At 66.5% G+C, this 24,733-nt stretch carries 23 protein-coding genes; 7 read left to right on the top strand and 16 right to left on the bottom strand.

What is annotated here, in order from left to right:
• A complete protein-coding gene (locus BBJ41_RS19935; RefSeq protein ID WP_069748064.1) occupies positions 1–1,092 on the top strand; it encodes a porin in 1,092 nt (363 codons plus the stop codon).
• Positions 1,093–1,234: 142 nt separating this feature from the next.
• Here the strand turns inward: BBJ41_RS19935 and BBJ41_RS19930 are convergent, their stop codons facing one another.
• The 4 genes from BBJ41_RS19930 to BBJ41_RS19910 form a co-directional block, all read right to left on the bottom strand.
• Positions 1,235–1,735, bottom strand: coding sequence for a hypothetical protein (locus BBJ41_RS19930; RefSeq protein WP_232036232.1), 501 nt, complete (start codon positions 1,733–1,735; stop codon positions 1,235–1,237).
• Positions 1,732–2,922, bottom strand: a complete 1,191-nt coding sequence (locus BBJ41_RS19925) for a DUF6402 family protein (protein ID WP_175972577.1) — start codon at positions 2,920–2,922, stop codon at positions 1,732–1,734. The genes BBJ41_RS19930 and BBJ41_RS19925 overlap by 4 nt, the downstream gene beginning before the upstream one ends.
• 443 nt (positions 2,923–3,365) lie before the next feature.
• Complete coding sequence (locus BBJ41_RS19915) at positions 3,366–4,328, bottom strand: quinone oxidoreductase family protein (RefSeq protein WP_069748062.1); 963 nt, start codon at positions 4,326–4,328, stop codon at positions 3,366–3,368.
• A gap of 46 nt (positions 4,329–4,374) precedes the next feature.
• On the bottom strand, positions 4,375–4,626 hold the full coding sequence (locus BBJ41_RS19910; protein WP_069748061.1) for a hypothetical protein: 252 nt from the start codon (positions 4,624–4,626) through the stop codon (positions 4,375–4,377).
• A gap of 95 nt (positions 4,627–4,721) precedes the next feature.
• Here BBJ41_RS19910 and BBJ41_RS19905 point away from each other — a divergent pair, with 95 nt between their 5' ends.
• Positions 4,722–5,513 (top strand): AraC family transcriptional regulator, encoded by a 792-nt coding sequence (locus tag BBJ41_RS19905; protein ID WP_069748060.1) that lies wholly within the window; start codon positions 4,722–4,724, stop codon positions 5,511–5,513.
• Positions 5,514–5,596: 83 nt separating this feature from the next.
• Here BBJ41_RS19905 and hpaI read toward each other — a convergent pair whose 3' ends face one another.
• From hpaI to BBJ41_RS19870, 7 genes are all read right to left on the bottom strand, one after another.
• On the bottom strand, positions 5,597–6,403 hold the full coding sequence (gene hpaI / locus BBJ41_RS19900) for a 4-hydroxy-2-oxoheptanedioate aldolase (RefSeq protein WP_069748059.1): 807 nt from the start codon (positions 6,401–6,403) through the stop codon (positions 5,597–5,599).
• A gap of 7 nt (positions 6,404–6,410) precedes the next feature.
• Positions 6,411–7,214 (bottom strand): 2-oxo-hept-4-ene-1,7-dioate hydratase, encoded by an 804-nt coding sequence (gene hpaH, locus BBJ41_RS19895; RefSeq protein ID WP_069748058.1) that lies wholly within the window; start codon positions 7,212–7,214, stop codon positions 6,411–6,413.
• Positions 7,215–7,234: 20 nt separating this feature from the next.
• Complete coding sequence (locus BBJ41_RS19890; protein ID WP_014899542.1) at positions 7,235–7,627, bottom strand: 5-carboxymethyl-2-hydroxymuconate Delta-isomerase; 393 nt, start codon at positions 7,625–7,627, stop codon at positions 7,235–7,237.
• Between the two features lie 38 nt (positions 7,628–7,665).
• Positions 7,666–8,514, bottom strand: a complete 849-nt coding sequence (gene hpaD / locus BBJ41_RS19885; protein WP_069748057.1) for a 3,4-dihydroxyphenylacetate 2,3-dioxygenase — start codon at positions 8,512–8,514, stop codon at positions 7,666–7,668.
• 111 nt (positions 8,515–8,625) lie between these two features.
• Positions 8,626–10,089: a 5-carboxymethyl-2-hydroxymuconate semialdehyde dehydrogenase gene (hpaE, locus tag BBJ41_RS19880; protein WP_069748056.1), complete on the bottom strand. Its 1,464-nt coding sequence runs from the start codon at positions 10,087–10,089 to the stop codon at positions 8,626–8,628.
• A gap of 22 nt (positions 10,090–10,111) precedes the next feature.
• The gene (locus tag BBJ41_RS19875; RefSeq protein ID WP_069748055.1) at positions 10,112–10,876 is read right to left on the bottom strand and encodes a fumarylacetoacetate hydrolase family protein; all 765 of its coding nucleotides are present in this window, start codon (positions 10,874–10,876) and stop codon (positions 10,112–10,114) included.
• On the bottom strand, positions 10,873–11,562 hold the full coding sequence (locus tag BBJ41_RS19870) for a fumarylacetoacetate hydrolase family protein (protein WP_069748054.1): 690 nt from the start codon (positions 11,560–11,562) through the stop codon (positions 10,873–10,875). The genes BBJ41_RS19875 and BBJ41_RS19870 overlap by 4 nt, the downstream gene beginning before the upstream one ends.
• A gap of 153 nt (positions 11,563–11,715) precedes the next feature.
• On the opposite strand from BBJ41_RS19870, the gene hpaR reads away from it, so the two are divergent.
• Positions 11,716–12,156 carry a homoprotocatechuate degradation operon regulator HpaR gene (gene hpaR / locus BBJ41_RS19865; protein ID WP_069748053.1) on the top strand — a complete coding sequence of 147 codons (441 nt, stop codon included), beginning with the start codon at positions 11,716–11,718 and terminating at the stop codon, positions 12,154–12,156.
• Between the two features lie 55 nt (positions 12,157–12,211).
• Here the strand turns inward: hpaR and BBJ41_RS19860 are convergent, their stop codons facing one another.
• Positions 12,212–13,423, bottom strand: coding sequence for an SDR family oxidoreductase (locus BBJ41_RS19860; protein ID WP_069748052.1), 1,212 nt, complete (start codon positions 13,421–13,423; stop codon positions 12,212–12,214).
• A gap of 649 nt (positions 13,424–14,072) precedes the next feature.
• Between BBJ41_RS19860 and BBJ41_RS19855 the strand changes: the two genes are divergently transcribed.
• From BBJ41_RS19855 to BBJ41_RS19840, 4 genes are all read left to right on the top strand, one after another.
• Positions 14,073–14,417 carry a DUF3564 family protein gene (locus tag BBJ41_RS19855; RefSeq protein ID WP_069748051.1) on the top strand — a complete coding sequence of 115 codons (345 nt, stop codon included), beginning with the start codon at positions 14,073–14,075 and terminating at the stop codon, positions 14,415–14,417.
• A gap of 417 nt (positions 14,418–14,834) precedes the next feature.
• Positions 14,835–16,727: a peptidoglycan D,D-transpeptidase FtsI family protein gene (locus tag BBJ41_RS19850; RefSeq protein ID WP_069748050.1), complete on the top strand. Its 1,893-nt coding sequence runs from the start codon at positions 14,835–14,837 to the stop codon at positions 16,725–16,727.
• A 178-nt stretch (positions 16,728–16,905) separates the two neighbouring features.
• Positions 16,906–17,901, top strand: coding sequence for an arabinose ABC transporter substrate-binding protein (locus tag BBJ41_RS19845; protein ID WP_069748049.1), 996 nt, complete (start codon positions 16,906–16,908; stop codon positions 17,899–17,901).
• Positions 17,902–17,923: 22 nt separating this feature from the next.
• Entirely contained in the window at positions 17,924–18,688 is a 765-nt protein-coding gene (locus tag BBJ41_RS19840) for an SDR family oxidoreductase (RefSeq protein WP_069748048.1), read from the top strand.
• A gap of 83 nt (positions 18,689–18,771) precedes the next feature.
• Here the strand turns inward: BBJ41_RS19840 and BBJ41_RS19835 are convergent, their stop codons facing one another.
• The 4 genes from BBJ41_RS19835 to BBJ41_RS19820 form a co-directional block, all read right to left on the bottom strand.
• Positions 18,772–20,487: a cation:proton antiporter domain-containing protein gene (locus BBJ41_RS19835; RefSeq protein ID WP_069748047.1), complete on the bottom strand. Its 1,716-nt coding sequence runs from the start codon at positions 20,485–20,487 to the stop codon at positions 18,772–18,774.
• 211 nt (positions 20,488–20,698) lie between these two features.
• Positions 20,699–22,114: a c-type cytochrome gene (locus BBJ41_RS19830; protein ID WP_069748046.1), complete on the bottom strand. Its 1,416-nt coding sequence runs from the start codon at positions 22,112–22,114 to the stop codon at positions 20,699–20,701.
• The gene (locus tag BBJ41_RS19825) at positions 22,111–23,889 is read right to left on the bottom strand and encodes a GMC family oxidoreductase (protein WP_069748045.1); all 1,779 of its coding nucleotides are present in this window, start codon (positions 23,887–23,889) and stop codon (positions 22,111–22,113) included. Before BBJ41_RS19825 ends, BBJ41_RS19830 begins: the two co-directional genes overlap by 4 nt.
• Positions 23,889–24,629, bottom strand: coding sequence for a gluconate 2-dehydrogenase subunit 3 family protein (locus BBJ41_RS19820; RefSeq protein ID WP_069748044.1), 741 nt, complete (start codon positions 24,627–24,629; stop codon positions 23,889–23,891). Before BBJ41_RS19820 ends, BBJ41_RS19825 begins: the two co-directional genes overlap by 1 nt.
• Positions 24,630–24,733 lie beyond the last annotated feature (104 nt).

Genomic DNA, 24,733 nt, shown 5'->3' with positions numbered 1-24,733 from the left:
ATGAAGTCACGCGCAGAACGTTCCCTTCGCGCCGCCGTCCTGACCGGATCGGCCGCCGTCGCCAGCGTCGCGGCCGGCGCCGCGCACGCGCAGTCGTCGGTCACGATGTACGGGATCATGGATGCCGGCATCGAATACACGAACCACGCGGCGCCCGAAGGCGGCAGTTCGGTCAAGCTCAAGTCGGGCAACAAGAACACGTCGCGCTGGGGGTTGCGCGGCGTCGAGGATCTCGGCGGCGGGTTGAAAGCGGTATTCCGCCTCGAAAGCGGGATCGATCTCGCGAACGGCGCCTTCGACGACGGCCCCGACTCGATCTTCGCGCGCCGCGCGACGGTCGGCCTGAAAGGCAAATGGGGCGAGCTGACGCTCGGCCGCAATTACACCGTCACCTACGACTACATCCTGCCGTTCGACCCGATGGGCTACGCGCAGAACTACTCGTGGGCGACGTCGTCGATGGCGACGGGCGGCCGCAAGGACGGCATGTTCACCCGCTCGTCGAATGCGGTGCGCTACGACGGCGAATTCAGCGGCTTCAAGTTCGGCGCGATGTACGGCTTCGGCAACGTGCCGGGCAGCGTGAAGACCAGCTCGAAATACGATTTCGCGCTCGGCTACGAGACCGGCCCGTTCGCGGCGGTCGTCACGTTCGACCGGCAGAACGGTGCGGCCGACAGCGTCACGCCGGCCGATACGGTCAACTACATTCAAGGCATCCACGCGGGCCTGAGCTACGACTTCGGCAACCTGAAGACGATGGCCGGTTATCGCAACTACAAGCGCACGTTCCGCACCACGGCGGCGAACCAGTTGAGCGACATGTATTGGGTTGGCGGGTCGTACCAGTTCACACCGACGTTCTCGCTGATCGCGGCCGTCTATCACCAGAACGTCAAGGGCGGCACCGATGCCGACCCGACGCTCGTGTCGCTGCGCGCGAACTATGCGCTGTCCAAGCGCACGGTGCTGTACGCGGCGGGCGCGTTCGCGATCGCGAAGCACGACCAGAAGGTCGGCGTGTCGCGCGATTTCGCGGGATACGGGACCACGCAAGTCGGCGTGACGGCGGGGATTCAGCAGCGGTTCTGATCCCGGCCTGACGGCGCGGCGGCACGTATAGCCGCCCGCCTCCATTCGATGCAGCACCGGTCCGCGTGCGCCGTCGCGCATCATCATCCTGCGTACATTCACCCGCGCAATACGGCATCGGATAGGTAAGAAGCGCGGTCAACTACGGCAACATAGCCTTGAATCGATCGAACAGTGTAGGTGGCAGCTTGATCTCTCCATCGCTATCAACGGCAGCATCAAATATCAAAGATCCCTTAGTCCATACCAAACGGACGGAATCGGGATACGCGTAAGTCCGCTCGGCAAGCAATCGCATGTCGGATGTCCGATAGAGTCGCAAAAGAATGCGATCCCCGGCCAGGTAGGCGTATTGCGCCGTGTAGCGCCCCCCATCGTTCCTGGAGAGTTCGGTATCAAACTGCGTCGCCCGTGCGCGTACGTGCGCATCCTGATAGTAAGAACCGGCGCAGATCAAAATAGTGACAGCTGCCACACCATAGCCGAGCGCTTTCATTGCCGGTTTCATTCGCGCGGCGCGCCCCTCTTGGTGTGCAAGGCTGTAAAAGACAATTATCAACCCGCACACAGCGATTCCGAACAGCGCGATAGCTACAAGCGCGACCATGCCCGCTCCTTGCATGGCAGTTGCCAATCCGTTCATTCGAAGTACACCGTTATTGGTTTATCCAACATGATCGGCCTATAGTCGGAAAATATGATGAAATCGCCACCTCGATGGTGTCTGGCTTGCCAGTCTCGGAATGAGCGATTCCGGACCGGATAGTAAACCTTCCCTGGTTCATAGAGGTTTGCAACCGTACTGCCGGACACGACCGGAAAGTCAAACCATGGCTGATCTGCAAGATTCGCTGCAGTGTAACTTGGTACGATAATCACACCGTTTTTGCTCCAGTGGCCTAGGTACTGGGATCGTGAATCTGCAGCCCCCTCAAAGGAATAACCATCCCTAACGTATACAACGATATTGGTAACCGTCGCCTTCTTACCTTCGTCGTCAAAGATAACGCGCCCTACCGCCGCATAAAGATTGAATGCCCCCAACGCACCGGTCAGGTCGTCAGGAACACCGGCATCCGGAAGCCGCCGCACAGCCTGCAAAGCCTTCTGTTCAAAGGAACTCTCTACAGCCGCGCGCTGAAACTGGAATTCCTTGTGTAGCCTGCGGATATCGTACCCGCTGACCGTCCAAGGCGATACATCCCCGCGCCTGCGATAACGACCAAGAATGTCCTTGAGGGTTTCATATGCACGCGCGCTGTATATGTCGACATTCACAAGATTATCGTATTGCCTCTTTGCACGCGCATGCTTGAGAACCCAATCCATTTTTATGGTAGTTCGATCAATCATCGACTCCAGGTAGAGTTCACCGTTCTGATTGATCTCGTTCCGCTGATTTTTTAATGTAGTCGAGTAGTTAAGCTTTCCTGCAAACCACCGCTCCATCAGTTTCGCCGAAACAGGCATATGCTCTTTGCGCATAGCATCGGGAATTTGCTGGATATCGAAAGGCGGCACCCTCCTTTCCTTCTCCGTCGACTTCAGTTGCTTGGGCGGAACAGGCGTATCCAGCCACTTCTTGAAACGAGAAAATGCAGCCGCAACCCTTTCGATGTCGTCCACCATCTTGTCGAGCGAATCGCGCTTGTAGACCCGCGGAACGGGTGGAGATTGCTCTACTGACGACTCGCTCACCGGCGGAGCCATTGCTAGTGACAGACCGAGATCACACGCCGGGATGCCCCCATTGTTCCCGTCGCATAGCTTCCATTTCCAAATCAGCTTGTTGATCTTTAAGTACGGAATCCTATCTTTATCGTGCACCATGCGTTCCCTTGCGTTGTGGAATCCCGGACCTTACAGATCCACTCCCGGCCTCACAATGTTCCGCATATGCCATTCATCAAAAACCCCGGATCCGACGGAGTCACGAACCGTGGGGTTTTCCACATCACCTCACATAGATTCCACATATATTCGTTCGTTTCTGGCGGAAAACGCATGTCTTGAAACAAGCGCTAGACAGTCTTGCAGTGTCCGACAGGGCACCCAAGCATCATTGCCAACCGTCAATGATTATCTGTCATTCGTAGCCCATTCCGAACGCCTGCACGTGCCGCCCCAACTCTTCCGTCGCATTGGCGCTCGCCTGATCGCGTTCGGTCTTGTAACGCATCAGATCGGAAAGCACACACGACGGTGCTTGCCGGTCTTGCGATACGGCAGCGCCTCCGACTGGCGGGCGACGACCGCCCCACGCCGATAGCTGTTCAGTCGGCGCGCATCACGAATACCGGACGAACCCGGCTATCCGCATCGCCCCAATGTTCACCGACCGCCGACAGCGGCACCGTGCGTGTGTCGATCGCGAGGCCCGCCGGCGCGACCGCATCGAACACACCGCGGATAGCACCCAGCAAGCGCGGCAGCGACACGCTGCCGATACCACTGCCCATCAGTTCGATCGCGGTGGCGCGCAATACGGCGCCCGGCAACAGCACGTCCGCGCCGCCGATCGAACCGATCTGCACGAACCGCAGCCGACGGCCATCGGGCGTCGCCTTCGCCGCGGCAACCAGCAGCGTCTGCGCGCTGGCCCCCCACAGATAGTCGAGCACCACGTCGACGCCCGCACGGAAATGCGGTTCGAGCGCACGCGCCAGATGCGCGTCGTCCTGCTGCAGCGACACGACGGCGTCCGCGCCGGCACTCAGCAAGGCCTGCAGCGCGGCCGCGTTGCGGCCCGTCGCGATCACCCTGGCTGCGCCGAGATGCTTCGCGATCCGCACCGCCAGCCGCCCCGACGTACCCGTCGCGCCGTTGACGAGCACCGTCTCGCCCGCGACGAGCCGCGCGCGTTCGGTCAGCGCGGCCCACGACGACATCCCGGGAATCGCGATCGCCGCGGCCGTGACGTCGTCGAGCGCGTCCGGCAGCGGTACGCACTGCGTGTCGGGCGCGAGCGTGCGCTCGGCCATCGCGCCGAACGGCGCGGGGGCGCCGAAGAAATAGATGCGCTGCCCGTCGTCGAGACGGCCGACGCCATCGACGCCGACGACGAACGGATAACGTCCCTCCGACGAGTAATGCGTGCCGGACGCGCGCGCCTGCGCGATCCGGCTCAGCGCGGACGCCGTCACGTCGACCAGGCGGTGGCCCGGCATCGCGCGCGGCGCTTCGAATTCCATATGGACGGGACGCTCGCCGGCGCCCGTCACGACTGCAGCTTTCATGGTGACTCCTTGAATCGGGGATCTCGATCGACGGTTCCGGCACGCGTCAACGTGCGTCGAGCCACGCGCGCAACGCGGGATCGCGCACTTCAAGCACGTCGAACAGCCCGATCGCGCGCAGCGCGGGCAACGCGTCGATCGCGTCGGCCTCCGCGCATGCCCGCTCGGCGAGCGTCGCATTCGGATCGGTGAGCACACGCGCGTTGACCAGGAACGCGCCGACGGTGCCCTTGCGGATCGTCGTTTCGCCGATCGTCATCCGGTCGGTCTGGTCGGGAAGCATCTGTTCGGCTCGCATCGCGTCGTACTCCGGTTGTCATCGATGGACGCAGTGTAGGCGTGCGAAGCCGGCCGATCTCCGGTATAACAGCCATTCGATACCGTTATCCGGCCATGTCCGATCCGCTCCTGCCCGCCCGATTCATCACGTCCGACGATGGCCCGTTCGTCGTCGCGGCCGCCCTGTCGCAACGCGATCCGCGTATCACCCCGCCGCACGCGCATGCCCGCGGCCAGCTCGTCGGCGCGCTGAGCGGGCTGCTGACGATCGGCCTCGACGACCAGGACTGGGTCGTGCCGGCGATCCACGCGATCTGGATTCCGCCGCATTGCCGCCACTCGCTGCGGTCGTTCGGGCCGATTTCCGGCTGGTCGGCGTTCGTTGCCGAAGCGCGCTGCGCGGCGCTGCCGGACACGCCGCGCGCGATCCGCGCGTCGCCGCTGCTGCGCGAAGCCGTACAACGCGCCGCGAGCTGGAACGGTTCGGAACTGAATGACGCGCAAACGCGGATCGCCGACGTGATCCTCGACGAAATCGCGACATCGGAAGTCGAATCGCTGAGTCTCGCGCGGCCGCGCGACGCGCAGCTCGTGCGCATCACCGACGCGCTGGCCACGAATCTCGCGGACAACCGGCGGCTGGAGGAATGGGCCGAGTGGGCCGGCATCAGCGCACGGACGATGAGCCGGCGTTTCGTCGCCGAGACGGGGCTGACGTTCGCGCAGTGGCGTCAACAGGCAAGGCTGCTGCGAGCGCTGGAGAGAATCGCCGATGGCGTGCCCGTGACGACGATCGCGCTCGATCTCGGGTACGACAACGTGAGCGCGTTCATCGACATGTTCCGGCGTGCGCTGGGGACGACGCCGGGAAGGTATCTGGAAACCGGCCGTCGCGGAAGCGCGTAGCGCGGCAGCGCAGGTTCATCGCGCTGCGCAGCGGATGGCCGGGATTCCGCACGCGGCGACCACCGGCCGCCGCGAATTCAATTTCAATACGTGCCGTCGCCCTTTTTCACCGCGTCGCCGCCGCCCCCCTTGAACTGCGCCGCCAACCGCTCCGCGCTTCTCGCGAGCAGCGTCGTATCGACCCCGACCGCGACGAACAGCGCGCCCGCTTCCAGATAGCGCCGCGCAGCCGTTTCATCGGCACTGAGAATGCCGGGCGCCTTGCCGGCCGCCTTGATCGTCCGGATCGCGCCGTCGATCGCGGCCTGCACGTCCGGATGCCCCGGATGGCCGAGATGCCCGAGATCGGCCGCCAGATCCGCCGGCCCGATGAACACGCCATCGACACCTTCGACGCGCGCAATCTCGTCGATCGCGTCGAGCCCCTTGCCCGTCTCGACTTGCACGAGCACCGCCATCTCGTCGTTCGCGCGGTGCAGGTAGTCGCCGACGCGATTCCACCGCGACGCGCGCGCCAGCGCACTGCCGACGCCGCGAATCCCGTGCGGCGGGTAACGCGTCGCGGCGACGGCCGCGCGCGCCTCGTCGGCGCTCTGCACCATCGGCACGAGCAGCGTCTGCGCGCCGAGATCCAGCACCTGCTTGACGATCACCGGATCGTTCCACGGCACGCGCACGACCGGCTGCGACGGATACGGCGCGATCGCCTGCAACTGCGCGAGGATCGACGGCACCGTGTTCGGCGCGTGCTCGCCGTCGATCAGCAACCAGTCGAAACCGGCGCCCGCGACGACTTCCGCGCTGTACGGATTCGCAAGACCGAGCCACAGCCCGATCTGCGCGTCGCCGCGCGCGAGCGCGGCCTTGAAGACATTCGACGGAATCTGCATCGTTCGCTCACTCGAAGTAGCACTGAATGGTCCCGAGCGGGCCGTAGTCGACGCTGAACGTGTCGCCCGGCCGCGCCGCGCACGGCCGCGTAAACGAGCCGCCGAGCACGATCTGGCCCGGCTCCAGCGCAACGTCGAAGCGCGACAGCCGGTTCGCAAGCCACGCGACGCCGTTCGCCGGATGGTTCAGCACGCCGGCCGCGACGCCCGTTTCCTCGACCACGCCGTTGCGCGACATGATCGCCGCGACCCAGCGCAGGTCGACGTCCTGCGGCCGCACCGGCCGCCCGCCGATCACGACGCCCGCGTTCGCCGCGTTGTCGGCGATCGTGTCGAACACCTTGCGCGGCCGTTTCGTGTCGGGGTCGATCGACTGGCTGCGTGCGTCGATGATCTCGAGCGCGGGCACCACATAGTCGACCGCGTCGTATACGTCGAAGATCGTGCAGTTCGGGCCGGTCAGCCGCTTGCCGAGCACGAACGCGAGCTCGACCTCGACGCGCGGCACGATGAAGCGGCCGGTCGGAATCGTGCCCCCGTCCGCGAAGAACATGTCGTCGAGCAGCGCGCCGTAGTCCGGCTCGTCGATCTGCGACGTGTACTGCATCGCCTTCGACGTGAGGCCGATCTTGTGCCCTTTCAGCGTGCGGCCTTCCGCGAGCTTGAGGGTCACCCACGCGCGCTGGATCGCGTACGCGTCGTCGATCGTGATGTCGGGATGGTCGAGCGAGATCTGGCGGATCTGCTTGCGTTCGCGCTCGGCGTCGTGCAGACGCCGCGCGAGCTGGTCGATGATGGCGGGTTCGAGCATGGTCGGATCGGGAATGGGGTTCAGCCGGCCCGCTTGTAGCGGGCGTGGATGTTGTTGTGCTTGTACGAGCCGCTTTCGCTGAACTCGGTCAGTTCCATCGACAACGCGAGGTAGCGTTTCGCGTACAGCTCGGCGAAATGCGCCTTGATCGCGTCGAACAGCGCGTCGCACGCGGCTTTCTTCTGCGCATCGGTGCGGCCCGAGCCGATCTTCAGCGTCACGTGGACGAACGCGTCGTCCTCCGTGCCGTCGGCGACGCAGTAGTCCTGCAATTCGATCGCGCGTGAACGGATGCCGCCCGTCGGGAACACGCCGCCCTGCGCGATCAGCGTGGCGTTGATCGTGCGCAGCAGCGCGGGAATGCGCGCGTCGTCGCGGATGTTCGCGGTGTATTCGACGACGATGTGAGGCATGGTAATTCTCCGGTCTGATGTCGGGTGCCGGGCGGCGTTCAGCGCAACGGGAAGATCGCGTTGATCTGCCCGGTGCCCGAACTCGCGAAGTAGTCGGTGACGATCTCGACCGGCTTGTCGTAACGATCCCAGCCGAGCAAACCGAGCAGCATCGCGGTGTCGTGCATGCCGCCTTCGCCGTGGCAATGCGTGTTGTACTCGGGCAGCATCGCGCAGAACGTCTTGAAATCGCCCTGCTTCCACAGCTCGACCACCCGCAGGTCGACCTGCCGGAAGAATTCGCGGCTGATCTCGTGGATCGATTCCTCGGGGCTGCCGTTGTCGTTGAAGCGATGCGACAACGAACCGCTCGCGAGGAACGCGACGTTCGAATCGCTCTTCTCGATCGCTTCGAGCAGCGCCTCGCCGAAGCGCCGGCTTTCGTCGAGCGTGTGCCACATGCACCAGCCCGCAATCGACACCACCTTGAAATGCTGGTCGCCGTTCATGTAACGCATCGGCACGAGCGTGCCGTATTCGAGTTCGAGGCTGTCGATCTCGTGCGCGCGCGTCGCGACCCCGCGCGCGCTGGCCGTCTCGGCGATCAGCCGGCCGAGCGCCGGGTTGCCCGGATACGCGTACTGCATGTCGCGGATGAAGTGCGGCAGCTCGTTGCTCGTGTACGTGCCCGAAAACTGCGCGTTGCAGTTCACGTGATAGCCCGCGTTGACGAGCCAGTGCACGTCCGACACGACGATCGTGTCGACGCCGAGCGCGCGGCAGCGCTCGCCGATCAGCTGATGACCGCGGATCGCCGCTTCGCGGCAGCCGTGATGCCTGCCGGGCAATTCCGACAGGTACATCGACGGCACGTGCGTGATCTTCGCGGCGAGGGACAGTTTGCCCATCGTTCAAGTCTCCTGTCGGCCCGAGTTAGCGCTTTAGCGCCTTACTCGGGCCCCATGTTGGGCCGGCGTGCCGGCTTCAGATCCTTCTTGCGACGAAACGACCCGCGCCCGTTACACGCCCCAGCGCGGAATGTGATGCGAACCCATCGAGATGCACACGTTCTTGATCTCCGCGAACACCTCGAAACTGTACTCGCCGCCTTCGCGCCCCGTGCCCGATTCCTTCACGCCGCCGAACGGCTGACGCAGGTCGCGCACGTTCTGGCTGTTCACGAACACCATCCCGGCCTCGATGCCGCGCGCGAGGCGGTGCACCTTGCCGACGTCCTGGGTCCAGATGTACGACGCGAGACCATAGGCCGTATCGTTCGCGAGCCGCAGCCCTTCCTCCTCGTCCTCGAACGGGATCAGGCATGCGACCGGCCCGAAGATCTCTTCCTGCGCGATGCGCATCCGGTTGTCGACGTCGGCGAACACGGTCGGCCGCACGAAGTTGCCGTTGCGCAGATGGTCGGGCAAGCCTGCCGGCTTGTCCGCGCCGCCCGCGACCACGCGCGCGCCTTCCTGCTCGCCGATGCGGATGTAGCCCGTCACCTTCTCCCAATGCTGACGCGTGATCATCGCACCGAGATTCGTGGCCGGATCGGACGGATCGCCGACCACCAGGTTGTTCGCGCGACGCGCGAATTCCTGCACGAAGCGGTCGTAGATCGTGCGCTGCACGAAGATCCGCGAGCCCGCGGTGCAGCGTTCGCCGTTGATCGAGAAGATCGTGAACAGCGACGCGTCGAGTGCGCGGTCGAAATCGGCGTCGTCGAAAATCAGCACCGGCGACTTACCGCCGAGTTCCATCGAATACTTCTTGAGCCCCGCGCGCTCCATGATCCGCTTGCCCGTAACCGTGCCACCGGTAAACGACACCGCGCGCACGTCGGGATGGCGCACGAGCGCGTCGCCGGCCGTCGCGCCGTAGCCCTGCACGACGTTCAGCACGCCCGGCGGAATGCCCGCTTCGAGCGCGAGCCGGCCGAGCTGGTCGGCCGTCAGCGGCGACAGCTCCGACATCTTCAGCACGGCCGTGTTGCCGAGCGCGAGGCACGGCGCCGTCTTCCACGTCGCGGTCATGAACGGCACGTTCCACGGCGAGACCAGCGCGCACACGCCGACCGGCTGGTAGAGCGTGTAGTTCAGCATCTGGTCGTCGACCGGATACGTGCGGCCGTTCATCTGCACGCACACTTCCGCGAAGAAATTGAAGTTCTCGGAGGCGCGTGGAATCAGTTGCTTGCTGGTCTGCGCGATCGGCAGGCCGGTGTCCTGCGTCTCGAGCGCGGCGAGCATCGGCACGTTCTTCTCGATCAGCTCGCCGAGCTTGCGCATCAGCTTCGCGCGCTCCTTCGCAGGCGTGTTCGCCCATTTCGGAAACGCTTCCTTGGCCGCGCGCACGGCCGCGTCGACTTCGGCCTCGCCGCCGGACGCGACGTCGGTGATGACTTCGCCCGTCGCCGGGTTCAACGTCGTGAAGGTCTCGCGGCTCTCGACCTCGCGGCCGTCGATCCAGTGCTTGATGGTCATGTGCTCTCCTTGGGCGACGGGCTCAGCCGGCGCGATAGTAGTCTGCTTCGCCGACGATCGTGTTCACGAGCCGGCCAATCCCTTCGATTTCGGTCACGACTTCGTCGCCCGGCTTCGTGTCCGCCAGCCCTTCGGGCGTGCCGGTCAGGATCAGGTCGCCCGGCGAGAGCGTCATGAAGCCGCTGATGTGCTCGATCAGCGCCGGCACGTCGAAGATCATGTCGCGCGTGCTGCCGCGTTGCGTCTCCTGGCCGTTCACCGTGGTGCGCAGCGTCAGGTCGCCCGCGTCGCCGATCTCGTCGCGGCTGACGAACCACGGCCCGAGCGGCGTGCAGGTGTCGCGGTTCTTCACGCGCAGGTTCGGGCGGTAGTAGTTCTCGAGATAGTCACGGATCGCGTAGTCGTTCGCGACCGTGTAACCGGCCACGTAGTCGAGCGCCTGCGCACGGCTCACGTTGCGCGCGGGCCGGCCGATCACGACCGCCAGTTCGCACTCGTAGTGCATATGCGTCGCGTCCGCCGGGCGCACGGTGCGCGACCGGTGGCCGACGAACGTGTTCGGCCCTTTGAGGAAGATCAGCGGCTCGCTCGGCGCCTTGAACGCGAGTTCCTTCGCGTGGTCGGCGTAGTTCAGGCCGAGCGCGAACGTCGTGCGCGGCGCGACGGGCGGCAGCCATGCCACCGCGTCCTCGCCGATCACGCGCCCCGTATCGAGGCGGATCATGCCGTCGCCGGCCGGTTCGGCCGCATGCAGTGCGCCGTTGTAGATCACGCGCGCCGTCTTCATCGTGTTTCCTCCGCAATCAGCGTGTGCCGCAACGTGCCGATCCCGGCGGCGGCGATCTCGATCGTGCTGCCCGCCCGGGCGCGCGGTGCGCCGCCCGCGACGCCGAGCAGCAGCACGTCACCCGCGTCGAACGACATGAACGCCGTCACGTCGGCGATCAGTTCGCGCACGGGGCGAATCAGCGTGGCGGTCGACGCCGATACCGCGACTTCCCCGTCGATCCGCACGGTCAGGCCGATCGTGTCGACATCGGCGAGCGCGGCGGCCGGCACGATGGCGGGCCCCAGCGGGCAGAAGCCGTCGCGGCACTTGAAGCGCACGGCCGGACGGTAGTAATCGGGATGCGGTACCGACACATCGCTCGCGAGCGTGAAGCCGTGCACGTAGTCGAGCGCCTGCGCGGCCGGCACGCGCGTGGCGCGCCGGGCGAACACGACGGCCACCGACGCGCCGATCTCCAGCGCGTCGACGCCGGCCGGCACGACCACCGCCGCGCCGTCGGCCGCATGCGTGTTGGCCGGCTTGATGTAAAGGATCGGCGCCTGCGGCGGGCGGCCGTAAGGCGGCGCGTTCACGGCATCGCCGAGCGCGTCGAGCGCCGCGCGCTCGTTGAGCAGCGCACCGTAGACGGTACCGATGGCGACCGGCAACGGCGGCGCCGCGGCGGTCGTGCAAGACAGCTCCATGCGTCATTCCCCTGCCGCGCGTCGCGGCGCATCGTCAATAGTTAATATCTTAAGTAAACAATCGGGCGCTGGCAACCTCGATTACCCTGATATGCGAAATTCATCAACGGCGGCTGTTAAGATTGATGCGTCCCCCGTCCACTACCCACCCCGATGAACCGTACGCTCGACCATCGCAACCTGGCCATGCTGCTGCTCGAGGCCCGCGAAACGCTGATGGGGCTGTTTCGCCCCATTCTCAAGGAATTCGCGTTGACCGAACAGCAATGGCGGATCATCCGCGTGCTCGACGGCGAACCGGCGCATGCGCTCGAAGCGGGACAGATCGCGCGGCGCTGCTGCATTTTGAGCCCGAGCCTCACGGGCGTGCTGGAACGCATGGAACGCGACGGGCTGATCACGCGCACGCGCGCGCAGGAGGATCAGCGCCGGCTGCTGGTCAGCCTGACGCCGCAGAGCAAGAAACTCGTCACGGAAATCGGTCCGCGCATCGACGAGCAGTACCGGCAGCTCGAGTCGCGGTTCGGCCAGGACGGCCTCGAAGACATCTACCGCGCACTCGACCGGCTCATCGAACTCGGCGGCAACGCGTGATGACGGCGCCCGTTCCCGCCAGTCGCGGGAACGGGCGCCGGACCATCGCAGGCGGTCAGTGCACCGCGCCGCGCATCAGCTCGGTCACGGCAACGCCGCGCGAGGTACGCATGCACTCCTCGACGTAATCGATGAACGGCAACGGCTCGAAATCGATTTCGTCGCGCACGCGGCTGTTGTCGAACACGCGATCGACCGTCGCGAATTCCGCACAGCGCTGCAGCGCCCGGCCGATCACGCGTTCGAGCGCCGGATCGGGCCGCCCGAGCACGTCGCGCACCACCAGCGGCAACTCGGCCGGCGCGCACGCCGCGTAGCGCGGCGCCCCCGTCATTCCCGCTGCCTCGTCCATCGCACGCACGATCTGCGCGACCTGCGGCGCTTCATCGCCGGCCGACACGTGATAGAGATCGTGTGCAAGCGTCGGCTTGACGGCCAGCAGCATCGTCGCGCGCGCCACGTCGTCCACCGACACGATGTCGATGCGCGTCATCGGCCGGGCGGTGAAGCGGCGCGCCGCATGCGCAAGACGGAACATCCAGAACGAATTCGGCGCGGGCCGCGTACCGAGCACCGTGTGACCGACGACGTGCGACGGCCGCACGACCACGAGCGGCAGCCCGAGCGCACGCAGGCGCTGCTCCGTTTCCGCCTTCGCGTGCAGGTAGTCGGCCGCGAGCACCGCGCCCGGCAGGCCTTCGCCGTCTTGCGCGACATCGGCCGCCGCGTCTCCCGCCGCCTCTTCGTGCACGATTCCGCCGCGGCCCGCATGCGCGTAGGCCGTGCCGACGTACACGAAGCGCTGCAGGCGCGGCGCCCGCGTGAAGCGTTCGGCGAAGCGCACCGAATCGGCGATGTCCGCCTGCAGATGCGCACCGTCGGCCGGCGACGCATGACCCGCGCAGTGGATCACGTGCGTCGCGCCGCCGAGGCGCGGCGCGTCGGCGCCTTGCCACACGTCGCCGAGCGCACCGACGATCACGTTCGCTTCGGTCAGGCGCGACGCCCAGTACGGCGCGAGCCCCGCGCGCAGCGCCGCTTCGCGCAGCCGCGCGACGGCGTGGCCGCGGTTCTGCGCACGCACGACACACACGATGCGTTCAAGCAGCCCGGCATTGACGAGCGCCGTCAGCACGGTGCTGCCGATGAAGCCGGTCGCGCCGGTCAGCACCAGCCGCCCGACGTTCGCCGCCGCGACCGGTGCGCTGGCCGGCGACACGAGGCTCGTCCGCCAGTTGAGCGACAACGCGGTTTTCCAGATCAGCACGATAGTCTCCTTCGAAGAGTCGGCCGGGCGGCGCGACGCCCGCGGTTGCGGGTTGCGCATGGCACACCGGCCGGGCCGGGGCTGACGCGCGCCCCGGCAGTCCCGATCGGGCGTGCGGCCCGCGATCGCGTCGATCGCGCCCCTGGCACGAGGCGGCGGCAGCCGCCGAGGACGGGCGTCCGCGGCACAGGATCGGGAAGCTCCCAGTGTGGGGCCCGACCGAATGCAAGTCTGTCCCGAAAGTTTCGTGAAAGTGTGCCGATTTGTGCGCGATTGTCTGAGTGTGTCGTGCCGGCCGCGCTGTCAGAACGGCGAAACATCCGGTCGGGCCGCGTTCGGGCTGCGTCGCGTCGCATCGGCCGGCCTGTTTTCCGCAGCCGGTCGCACGCGACAGATCGACGCGCGCCCGAGCCGGGTCATCCCATGTCTCGAACCCCGGCAACACACGCGCCGACACCGCAATCGCCGGTGCTGCCTGCGTTTGCGCGCGCCACCGGAATGGCCGGGAATCGTCAGACGTCGTTTCATCTGAAACCGCAATAGACTCAATACGGATTTATTGCGGATTATCACTTGCGTTTCACACCAGTCTATCTAGACTGTTCAAGTCAAAACGGTCGAATGTGTCATTTTTTTAGGAGACGATCCAATGCGCCTCACCATTCGGATTAATGGCAGCGAATCCGCAACCCGGCAATCCTTCGCTGTGCTGTGGGTGGATACCGACGAAGGACTGTGGTCGCGTGAGGCACATCAGGGCATCGATCTCCCCACCTGGGGCAAGGTTCGCGACGTCGAGGGCGCGATGGCGCTCTGCGCGGCCGACGGCGGGAATGCCGTTTGCCAGCTGAAGGGGCTGTCGTTCGGTGCGACGCAACGCGAACAGGGCGCCGCGGTGCTCGCCGGCGATCATCCCGGCGCGTGGCGGCTGCAGGCCGTCGATCGTTGCACCACCGAGCCGGAATACCGGGAATTCATTTCCGTCGCCCGATAGAAACCCCGACGCGAATCGTCTGCGGTTTTCGGGTTTATCCGGTTTCAGTGAAATTCATTTCGATATTCAGAATCAAGAGCGCCTCATTTTGGGGCGTTTTTTATTTTCCGCTTTAAAAAAATAACCCATGTCCGGGCAATTGATCACGCACCGGTAACAGGCACGATCGACCGGTATCGAATACCGGGCGCCCGGAGCGATACGCCGCCGATTACACGTCGCCCCGCGTCCGCGACGGTGGCGAAATTCCGCTTCCGCCCCGCACTTCCCGCCCCTTTCCAGCGCATCGCCAAATGGCCGCCACGTGCTTTTTCTCGGGGCCGGAACATACTTTCCCCACACGGCGTTTACTCATTTATTACAATCGCATTATTCAGACTCACCAGCCGCCGTCCGGCGGCCCGACCCGGCCATTGCATGAGCGTGAAAAAAAAGACCCACCCTGCCGATCCGTACTCGGCCGCGACCAAGAATCCGATGCTCGCGTCGCGCCTGCCGATGTGGCGCTCGAAACTGGTCGTGATCGTCGTGTTCCTCGCGTTCGCCGCGCTGATCGCGCGCGCCTTCTGGGTGCAGGTCGCCAACCAGGATTTCTACGTCGGCCAGGGCCAGAAGCGCTACCAGCGCACGATCGAGCTCGACGCGATGCGCGGGCGCATCGTCGACCGCAACGGCGCGATGCTCGCGGTCAGCCTGTCGACCTATGAAATCTGGGCGAACCCGAAACAGGTCGCCGATACCGACTACCCGCAAATCTCGAAGCTGCTCGACATGCCGCTCGTCGAAGTGAAGCGCCGGCTCGGCAACGACAAGACGTTCGTGCTGCTCAAGCGGCAGGTCGACGCCGACACCGCGAGCCGGCTCGACAAGCTCGCGATCGACGGCATCACGCAGATCGCCGATTCCAAGCGCTTCTACCCGGAAGGCGAATCGGCCGCGCACGTGGTCGGCTTCACGAACGTCGAGGACAAAGGCCAGGAAGGCGTCGAGCTCGCGGCGAATGCGCGGCTGCTGGGCACCGCCGGGCAGCGCGAGGTGATCCGCGACCGGCTCGGCCGCATCGTGTCGGACACGCGCCCGCTCGTCCCCGCGCAGCATGGCGCGACGATCGAGCTGACGATCGACCGCCGCATCCAGCAGCTCGCGTTCAGCCAGCTCAAGGCGGCCGTGGTCGAGAACAACGCGGTGGCCGGCAGCGTCGTCGTGCTCGACGCGCAGAACGGCGAGATCCTCGCGCTCGCGAACTACCCGACCTTCGACCCGAACGACCGCGCGCGCCTCACCGGCCAGCAGTTGCGCAACCGCGCGGTGATCGACACGTTCGAGCCCGGCTCGACGATCAAGCCGCTCGTCGTCGCGCTGTCGATCGACGAGCGCAAGGTCACGCCGAACACGATCATCAACACGTCGCCGGGCACCTACAAGATCGGCCCGGCCGTGATCCACGACACGTCGAACCACGGCTCGCTGACCGTCTCGCAGGCGCTGCAGAAGTCGAGCAACGTCGCGCTCGCGAAACTCGCGCTGAACCTGCCCGCCGAAACGATCTGGAACAAGTACCAGGAATACGGGATCGGCCGTGCGCCGGAACTGACGTTCCCGGGCGTCGCGTCGGGCCGGCTGCGCGGCTACAAGCGCTGGCGGCCGATCGAGCAGGCGACGATGGCATACGGCTACGGCCTGTCGATGTCGCTGCTGCAGATCGCGCAGACTTACACGGCCTACGCGGGCGACGGCACGCTGCACCCCGTGTCGCTGCTGAAGAACGGCACCGACCAGCAGACGATCGACGCGCATCGCGGCCACCGCGTGACGTCGGCGCAAACGGCCGCATCGATCCGCTCGATGCTCGAGATGGCGGTCGGCGAAGGCGGCACGGGGCGCCGCGCGCGCGTCGACGGCTACCGGATCGGCGGCAAGACGGGCACCGCGCGCAAGCAGGTCGGCGCGACCTATGCAAAGGGCAAGTACCGCGCGCTGTTCGCGGGAATGGCGCCGATGAGCAACCCGCGCCTGATCGTCGCTGTGATGATCGACGAGCCGCGCGGCAAGGGCTACTACGGCGGCACGGTGGCCGGCCCGGTGTTCGCATCGGTCACGAGCGGTTCGCTGCAACTGCTCGGCGTGCCGCCCGATGCGCCGGTCGAGCCCGCAACCAGCACACCGGCCAAGCCCGCGCCGCAAAAGACGGTCACGGCGCCGAAAGCGGCCGCTCAACCGAAAACGGCCGCCGCACAGAAAACCGCCACGCCGGTGAAAACGGCCGCTCAGTCCGGCACGGCCGCACACGCGAAGGCGGTGGCAGGCTGAAGCCGCCGCGCGGGCGGCACAGGATGCCGCCCGCCTTTCATCATCGCCGCCACGCTTTCATCCCACTTTCTAGGAACGTCACGCATTATTTGAGCGTTCCCGCTGCGCCCTCCTACAATTTTTGCGCGTCGCAGGCGGCCTTGCCCGCGCGCCCGACTACAACAACGGAGAGAGACGCATGCGATTCCACTGGAAAACGCTCGTACTGGCCACCGCGAGCGTCACGCTGCTCGGCGGCGCCCCGGCCCGTGCCGCCGATGCCACCGACGTGAAAATCGGCTTCCTCGTCAAACAGCCGGACGATCCGTGGTTCCAGGACGAATGGCGCTTCGCCGACCAGGCGGCGAAGGAAAAGCACTTCACGCTGATCAAGATTGCCGCGCCGAGCGGCGAGAAGGTGTCGACTGCGCTCGACAGCCTCGCCGCGCAGAAGGCGCAAGGCGTGATCATCTGCGCGCCCGACGTGAAGCTCGGCCCCGGCATCGCCGCGAAAGCGAAGCGCGCGGGAATCAAGCTGATGTCGGTCGACGACCAGCTCGTCGACGGCCACGGCGCGCCGCTCAGCGGCGTGCCGCACATGGGCATCTCCGCGTACAAGATCGGCCAGCAGGTCGGCCAGGCGATCGCTGACGAGACGAAGCGGCGCGGCTGGAATCCGGCCGAGGTCGGCATCATCCGGCTCGCGTACGACCAGTTGCCGACCGCACGCGAGCGCACCACCGGCGCGGTCGACGCGCTCAAGGCCGCCGGCTTCCCGGCCGCGAACGTGATCGACGCGCCCGAGATGACGGCCGACACCGAAGGCGCGTTCAACGCGGCGAACATCGCACTCACCAAGCATGCGAACTTCAAGCGCTGGGTGGCGTTCGGCTCGAACGACGATACGACGGTCGGCGCGGTGCGCGCCGCCGAAGGCCGCGGCATCGGCGCGGACGCGATGGTCGCAGTCGGCATCAACGGCAGCCAGGTCGCGCTCAACGAATTCGCAAAGCCGAAGCCGACGGGCTTCTACGGCTCGATCCTGCTGAACCCGCGCCAGCACGGCTACCAGACAAGCCTCAACATGTATGACTGGATCACGAAGAACCAGGCGCCGCCGCCGCTCGTGCTGACGTCCGGCACGCTGATCACGCGCGACAACGAGAAGCAGGCGCGCGCCGCGCTCGGCCTGTGAGCCTGCACAAGAAGGAACCGACATGACACGCACCACTCTCGTGACGGGCGCCGCCGGCGGCATCGGCCAGGCGCTGTGCCGCACCTTCCTCGCGGCCGGCGATCGCGTGCTCGCGCTCGATCGCGACCGCGCGGCGCTCGACCATTTCATCGATACGCTCGCCGACGCGCGCGCGACGCCGGTCGTCGACGACCTGACCGACGCGGAGCGATTGCGCTCGATGCTCGAAGCGCATCCGGAAGTCGACGTGCTCGTCGCGAACGCGGGCACGGCCGCGTCGACCACGCTGCGCGACACGACGCCCGCCACCTGGCGCACGGATCTCGATGCGAACCTGACGACCACCTACGTGAGCGTCGAAGCCGTGCTGGCCGGCATGCGCGCGCGCCGGCGCGGCGCGATCGCGATCATCGGGTCGGTGAACGGCGTGCACGCGCTCGGGCATCCGGTGTACAGCGCGGCGAAGGCCGGGCTGATCAGCTACACGAAATCGCTCGCGATCGAATACGGCCGCGACGGCGTGCGCGCGAACATCGTGCTGCCGGGCACGGTGAAGACACCCGCGTGGGAAGCGCGCGTGCAGCGCAACCCGCAGGTGTTCGAACAATTGAGGAAGTGGTATCCGCTCGACGATTTCGCGACACCGGACGACGTCGCGCAGGCCGCGCTGTTCCTGTGCTCGCCGGCCGCGCGGATCATCACCGGCGTTGCGCTGCCGGTCGACGGCGGCCTGCTGGCCGGCAATCGCGTGATGGCGCAGGAACTGACGCTCGAAACGTTTTATTGAACGAGGGGCGGCCGTTCGTCGGGCGGCCGGTACGACGACACCCTCGCCGCCCCGGCCGCTGCGCGGCGCGATGCCGCGCATCGTCAATGCGCAGCCGCGACCGGCTTCACCATCCTGCCGAGCACGTGCTCGGTCATCCCGCGCGCGAGTTCGGTCTCGCCCATGAACACGGTGCCGATGCCTTCGCTCGACAGCAGCGCGGCTTCGTCGCCGCTGTTCGTGCAGAGCACGACCTCGAGCGTCGGGTTGAGCGTGCGCGAGATCTCGACGATCTGCCGCACGTCGAACACGTCGGGCAGCGTGACGACCAGCATCCCGGCGCGCGCAATATGCGCCTGCACCAGCACGATCGGCTCGATCGCGTCGCCCGACACGGCCGCGATGCCGTCCGCGCGCAGCTTCTCGACGAGCTCGCGGTTCTGCTCGACGACGACGTACGCGATCCCGCGCTCGTCCAGCGCATGCGCGATCCGCGTGCCGACCTTGCCGTAGCCGACGATCACGACCTGCCCGGTCAAATGCGTTTGCGGCGTCGACATCGGCAGCGCGGCGAGCGGATCGTCGCGCGCCTCGAGCTTGCGCGCGAACGCCGAATGCTTGCGGATCCACGCGAGCGCCGGGTCGATCATCGCGAACAGCAGCGTGTTCATCGCGATGGAAATGAGCGCGACCGCGAGGATCAGGCTTTGCCCCTCGGCCGACAACAGCCCGAGCGCGCGGCCGAGCCCCGCGAGGATGAACGAGAACTCGCCGATCTGCGCGAGGCCCGCGCCGACCGTCAGCGCGGTGTTCAGCGGGTAGCGGAACGCGATCACGAGCGCAACCGCCGCGAGCGTCTTGCCGACCAGCACGATCGCCGCGACCTCGATCACGTGCAGCGGCTCGTCGAGCAGCACCTTCGGATCGAACAGCATCCCGACCGAGATGAAGAACAGCACCGAGAACGCGTCGCGCAGCGGCAGGGTCTCGTCGGCCGCGCGGCGGCTGAATTCCGACTCGCGCATCATCATCCCGGCGAAGAACGCGCCGAGCGCGAACGACACGTCGAACAGCTTCGCCGCGCCGAACGCGATGCCGACCGCGGCCGCGATCATGCACAGCGTGAACAGCTCGCGCGAGCCGGTGCGCGCGACGAGCCACAGAATGCGCGGAAACACGCGCTTGCCGACCACCAGCATCAGCGCGATGAACGCCGCGACCTTCAGCATCGTGACGCCGAGCGTGCCCCAGACGCTGCCGCCGGCCGCATGCACGTCGCCGGGCGGCGTGCCGCCGAGCAACCCGGCGACGGGCGGCAGCAGCACGAGCACGAGCACCATCACGAGATCCTCGACGACGAGCCAGCCGACCGCGATGCGCCCGTTGACCGTTTCGACGAGCCCGCGCCCTTCAAGCGCCCGCAGCAGCACGACCGTACTCGCGACCGACAGCGCGAGCCCGAACACGAGCGCCGCCCCGAGGCTCCAGCCCCATGTGAGCGCGAGCCCGCCGCCTAGCAGTGTCGCCACCGTAATCTGCACGACGGCGCCCGGCAGCGCGATCTTGCGCACCGCGAGCAGGTCGCCGAGCGAGAAATGCAGGCCGACGCCGAACATCAGCAGCATCACGCCGACTTCGGCGAGCTGCTGCGCGAGCGACAGATCGCCGACGAAACCGGGCGTGCCGGGGCCGATCACGATCCCGGCAAGCAGATAGCCGACGAGCGGCGGCATTTTGAGCAGCGACGCGAGGTAACCGAAGATCATCGCGAGACCGAAACCGGCCGCGAGCAACGCAATCAGGCTGACGTCATGAGGCATCCCCCCTCCCAAGTTCTTGTAACTATTTAGTAAGGTTCAAGAATGGAAGGATACGGGATGGGGCGGAAGAATGGCGCGCCGCCGCGAAAATTTCACGTGTCGGCGCGCCTTTGCGGGGTGCAACCCCGGCGATCCGGAAGGCGCGGCACGGCTCGGCCGGCGCCTTGAAACGGCGATCGAACCGGCGGGGCTGGAACGCCCCGCCGCCGCATCAGCGCGACGCCTGCGGGAACCGCGCGCCCGGCGGCGGTTCAGGCCGGGTCGACGGCACGCTCTTGCGCACCTTCGCGACCTGCGCGGCCGTCACCGGCTCGCCCGTGTTGCCCCAGCTCGTGCGCACGAAGTTCGACACGTCCGCGACTTCCTGGTCCGACAGGCGCCAGCCGAACGGCGGCATCGTGAAGGTCGACGGCGCGGTGCGCGTGCCCTGCAGCGCACTGCCTTCCAGCACGACGTGGATCAGCGACGTCGGATCGCCGCCCTGCACCACCGGGTTGCCGGCGAGCGCCGGGAACACGCGCGTGTAGCCGTGGCCGTCGCTGCGGTGGCACGCCATGCAGTTGTCGCGATAGACGGCCGCGCCCGGCTTGCTCGCGTCGCCCGTCTGCAGCGCCTTCGCAGCGGCCGCGTCGTACACGTGCGGCTGCTCGCCCTGCACGCGCGGCGGCAGCGTCTTCAGGTAGCGCGCGATCGCGTTCAGGTCGTCGTCGGTCATGTGCTGCATGCTGTGGCCGACCACGTCCGTCATCCCGCCGAATGCAGCCGTGCGCAGCGTGCGGCCCGTCTTCAGGAACTGCACGATCTCGGTTTCCGTCCACGTGCCGATCCCCGTGCGCGGCTCGCCGCGCAGGCTCGTCGGCACCCAGCCGTCGATCGCCGCGCCGCCGGCCAGGAAGTCCGGGCCGTCCGCGTCGGTCAACCCGCGCTCCTGCATCGTCGGCGCGCGCGGCGTGTGACACGCGCCGCAGTGGCCGAGCCCCTGCACGAGATACGCGCCGCGCGCGACCACCGGGTCGGTGTACGGCGCCGCATCGAACGGCTTTGGCGTCGGCGCGAACATCTTGCGCCAGATGCCGAGCGGCCAGCGCATCGACAGCGGCCACACGATGTCGACCGAACGGTTCTCGTGCTCGACGGGCGCGACGCCGTGCATGAAGTACGCATAAAGCGCCTTCATGTCGTCGTCGGTGAGGCGCGCGTAGGACGGGAACGGCATGGCCGGATACATCGTGTCGCCGTTCTTGCGCACGCCTTCACGCACCGCGCGGGTGAAGTCCTCGGCCGTCCAGTCGCCGATACCGGTTTTCCGGTCCGGCGTGATGTTCGTCGAATAGATGCCGCCGATCGGCGTGTCGAACTTCAGCCCGCCCGCGAACGGCTTGCCACCGCTCGCGGTGTGGCACGCGATGCAGTCACCCGCGCGGGCGAGGTATTCGCCGCGCTTGACGAGGCTCGCGTCGGCAGACTGGGCCGCGGGTGCTGCCGCCGCCCCGGAAGCCGCCGCGGGCGCCGGCGCCGGTTGCGCGAAAGCCGCACCGCCCGCGAAGCCGAGCACGGCCCATGCCGCACCGGCCGCCAGCGCGCGCGACACACTGCGCGCCGCGTTGTGGTTCATCGTCCTCTTCATACGGTCACCAGCGGGGCGGGATTTTTCAGGTATTGCTCGCGGATCGCACGTGCTGACCAGTAGGCCAGCGCCGCGATGATCCCGGTCGGGTTGTAGCCGATGCCCTGCGGCAGCGCCGAGGCGCCCATCACGAACACGTTGTGCACGTCCCAGCACTGCAGGTAGCGGTTCAGCACGCTCGTCTTCGGATCGGTGCCCATCACCGCGCCGCCGACGAGGTGGGTCGTCTGGTACGCGCGCGAATCGAAGTGCTTGCCGAACTCGCGCGTCGACACGCCGATCGCCTTCGGGCCCATCGCCTCCGCGATCTTCTTCATCTGCCCGGTCACGTACTGCGCCATCTTGATGTCGTTGTCCTTCCAGTCGAAGGTCATCCGCAACAGCGGCTGGCCGTACGAATCGCGATAGGTCGGATCGAGGTCGAGATACACGTCGCGGTACGACATGTTCGTGCCGTGCGCGTCCATCGAAATCGTGTGCGCGTAGTTGTCCTTCACGGCCTTCTTCCACGCCGAGCCCCACTGAGGCGTGCCGGGCGGCGTCGCGATGCCGCTGATCGGCTTCACGCCGGCCTGGTTCACCCACAGCGGCGAGCCGCCGACGAAGCCGAGCGGGCCGTGATCGAAGTTGTCCGCGTTGAAATCGTCCACCGCGACGCCGTTGCCGCCCGCGCCGATGAACGGGTTCGTGAACGTGTCCTTGTCGAAGAACGCCTTGATCGTCGACAGGTTCTGGTACGCGAAATTGCGGCCCACGACGCCTTCGCCGGTGATCGGGTCGTACGGCTTGCCGATGCCCGACAGCAGCAGCAGGTGCACGTTGTGATACTGGAACGCGGCCACGATCACGAGATCGGCCGGCTGGTGCACTTCACGGCCGGCCGGGTCGACGTAGGTCACGCCCGTCGCGCGCTTTTTCGTGTCGTCGAGGTCGACGCGCAGCACGTGGCACTTCGAGCGCAGCTCGAAATTCGGCGTCTGCTTCAGCGCGGGCAGGATGTTCAGGTTCGGCGATGCCTTCGAGTACATGTAGCACGCGTAGCCGCTGCAGTAGCCGCAGAAGTTGCACGGGCCCATCTGCACGCCGTACGGGTTCGTATACGGGCCCGACGTGTTCGCCGACGGCAGCCGGTACGGATGCAGCCCGAGCGACTGCGCGGCGTCGAAGAAACGCTGCGCCGAATAGGTGTTGAGCTGCGCGGGCAACGGGAAATTGTCGCTGCGGTTCGCCTCGAACACGTTGCCGTCGCCGACCACCTTGCCGCCGACCTTGTACGCCTGCCCCGACGTGCCGAACACCTTCTCCGCGAAATCGAAATGCGGCTCGAGCTCGTCGTAGGTGACGCCGGTGTCCTGGATCGTCATCCCCGCGGGGATGAACTTCTTGCCGTAACGCTCTTCATAGTGGCTGCGCAGGCGCAGCTCTTCCGGCGTGATCCGGAAATGCACGCCCGACCAGTGCAGCCCCGCGCCGCCGACGCCTTCGCCCGGCAGGAACGCCGCGAGCTGCCGGTACGGCAGCGCGGTGTCCTGCACGCCGTGGCGGATCGACACGGTCGTCTTCGACAGATCGAGGAACAGCTTCTTGCGGATGTTGTAGGTCAGCTCGTCGATCGTGTTCGGATACGCGCCGTCCGGATAGGTGTCGCGATATTCGCCGCGCTCGAGCGCGACGACCTTCAATCCCGCTTCGGTCAGTTCCTTCGCGAGAATCGCGCCGGTCCAGCCGAAGCCGACGATCACCGCATCGACATGCGGCTTTTTCTCTGCGGCCATCAGCTGCGCTCCCCGTTGATCGAAACGGGGCCGTACGGATACGGCTTGCCGTTCTGGTTGACGAAATCCATGAAGTCCGCGCGCGCGCCCGGAAAGCCGATCATCTTCCACGCGGCCATGTCCTGATTGCCGCCGTGCACCGGATCGCAGAAGTACCCTTCGCGCGTGTTCTGCAGCAACTGGCCGAAAAACACGCCGGGCGGCACGTCGTCGATCGGCGCGCCGCCTTTCTCCAGCGCGCCGAGCACGGTGTCGCGGGTCGGCGCGTCGAGATCCGCGAACGCCTTGCCGTGCGTCTTTTCGCAATAGCGGTTCACGGCCGCGATGCCGAGCCGGTAGATGTCGCGCGGCACGAGCTTCAGCTGGTAGCTGAGTTCGGGCACGCCCTGCTGGAACGGCCCCTGCATGTACCACGTCGCGCCGTGCGCGTAAGGCGTCTCCATCTGGCGATCGATGAATTCGGGCACGCCCGATTCGAGTGCGCCGGGGCCTTCGGCGTCGGCGGGAATCAACCGGTCGACGGCGGCCTGGACGAATGCCCACTCCTTCGCATCGAAGAAGGTCGGTTTGTACGGGGCGCGTTCGGCGTTGGCCGATGCGGCGGGCGCGTTGCCGGCCGTCGTCGCGGACGGCGACGACGAGCGCAGGTCGCAGCCGGCGACCGACGCGATCGGCACGAGCGCGACCGACGTGCGCAGGAAACGGCGGCGCGAGTTGGGTTTGTCAGGTGGCGTGGACATGGTCGGGTGTTGATCGTTGGGGATCGTGGTCCGGGCGCGCGCATTCCGCATGCGGTGCGCCCGGCACGGCGGCCATGCCGCATGCGGCCGGCCGTCCTGTTCTT

It is taken from the genome of Burkholderia stabilis, assembly GCF_001742165.1.
Taxonomy (GTDB): domain Bacteria; phylum Pseudomonadota; class Gammaproteobacteria; order Burkholderiales; family Burkholderiaceae; genus Burkholderia; species Burkholderia stabilis.
The sequence above is the reverse complement of the archived record's forward strand: the minus strand, read 5'-3'. Positions and strand labels throughout refer to the sequence as shown.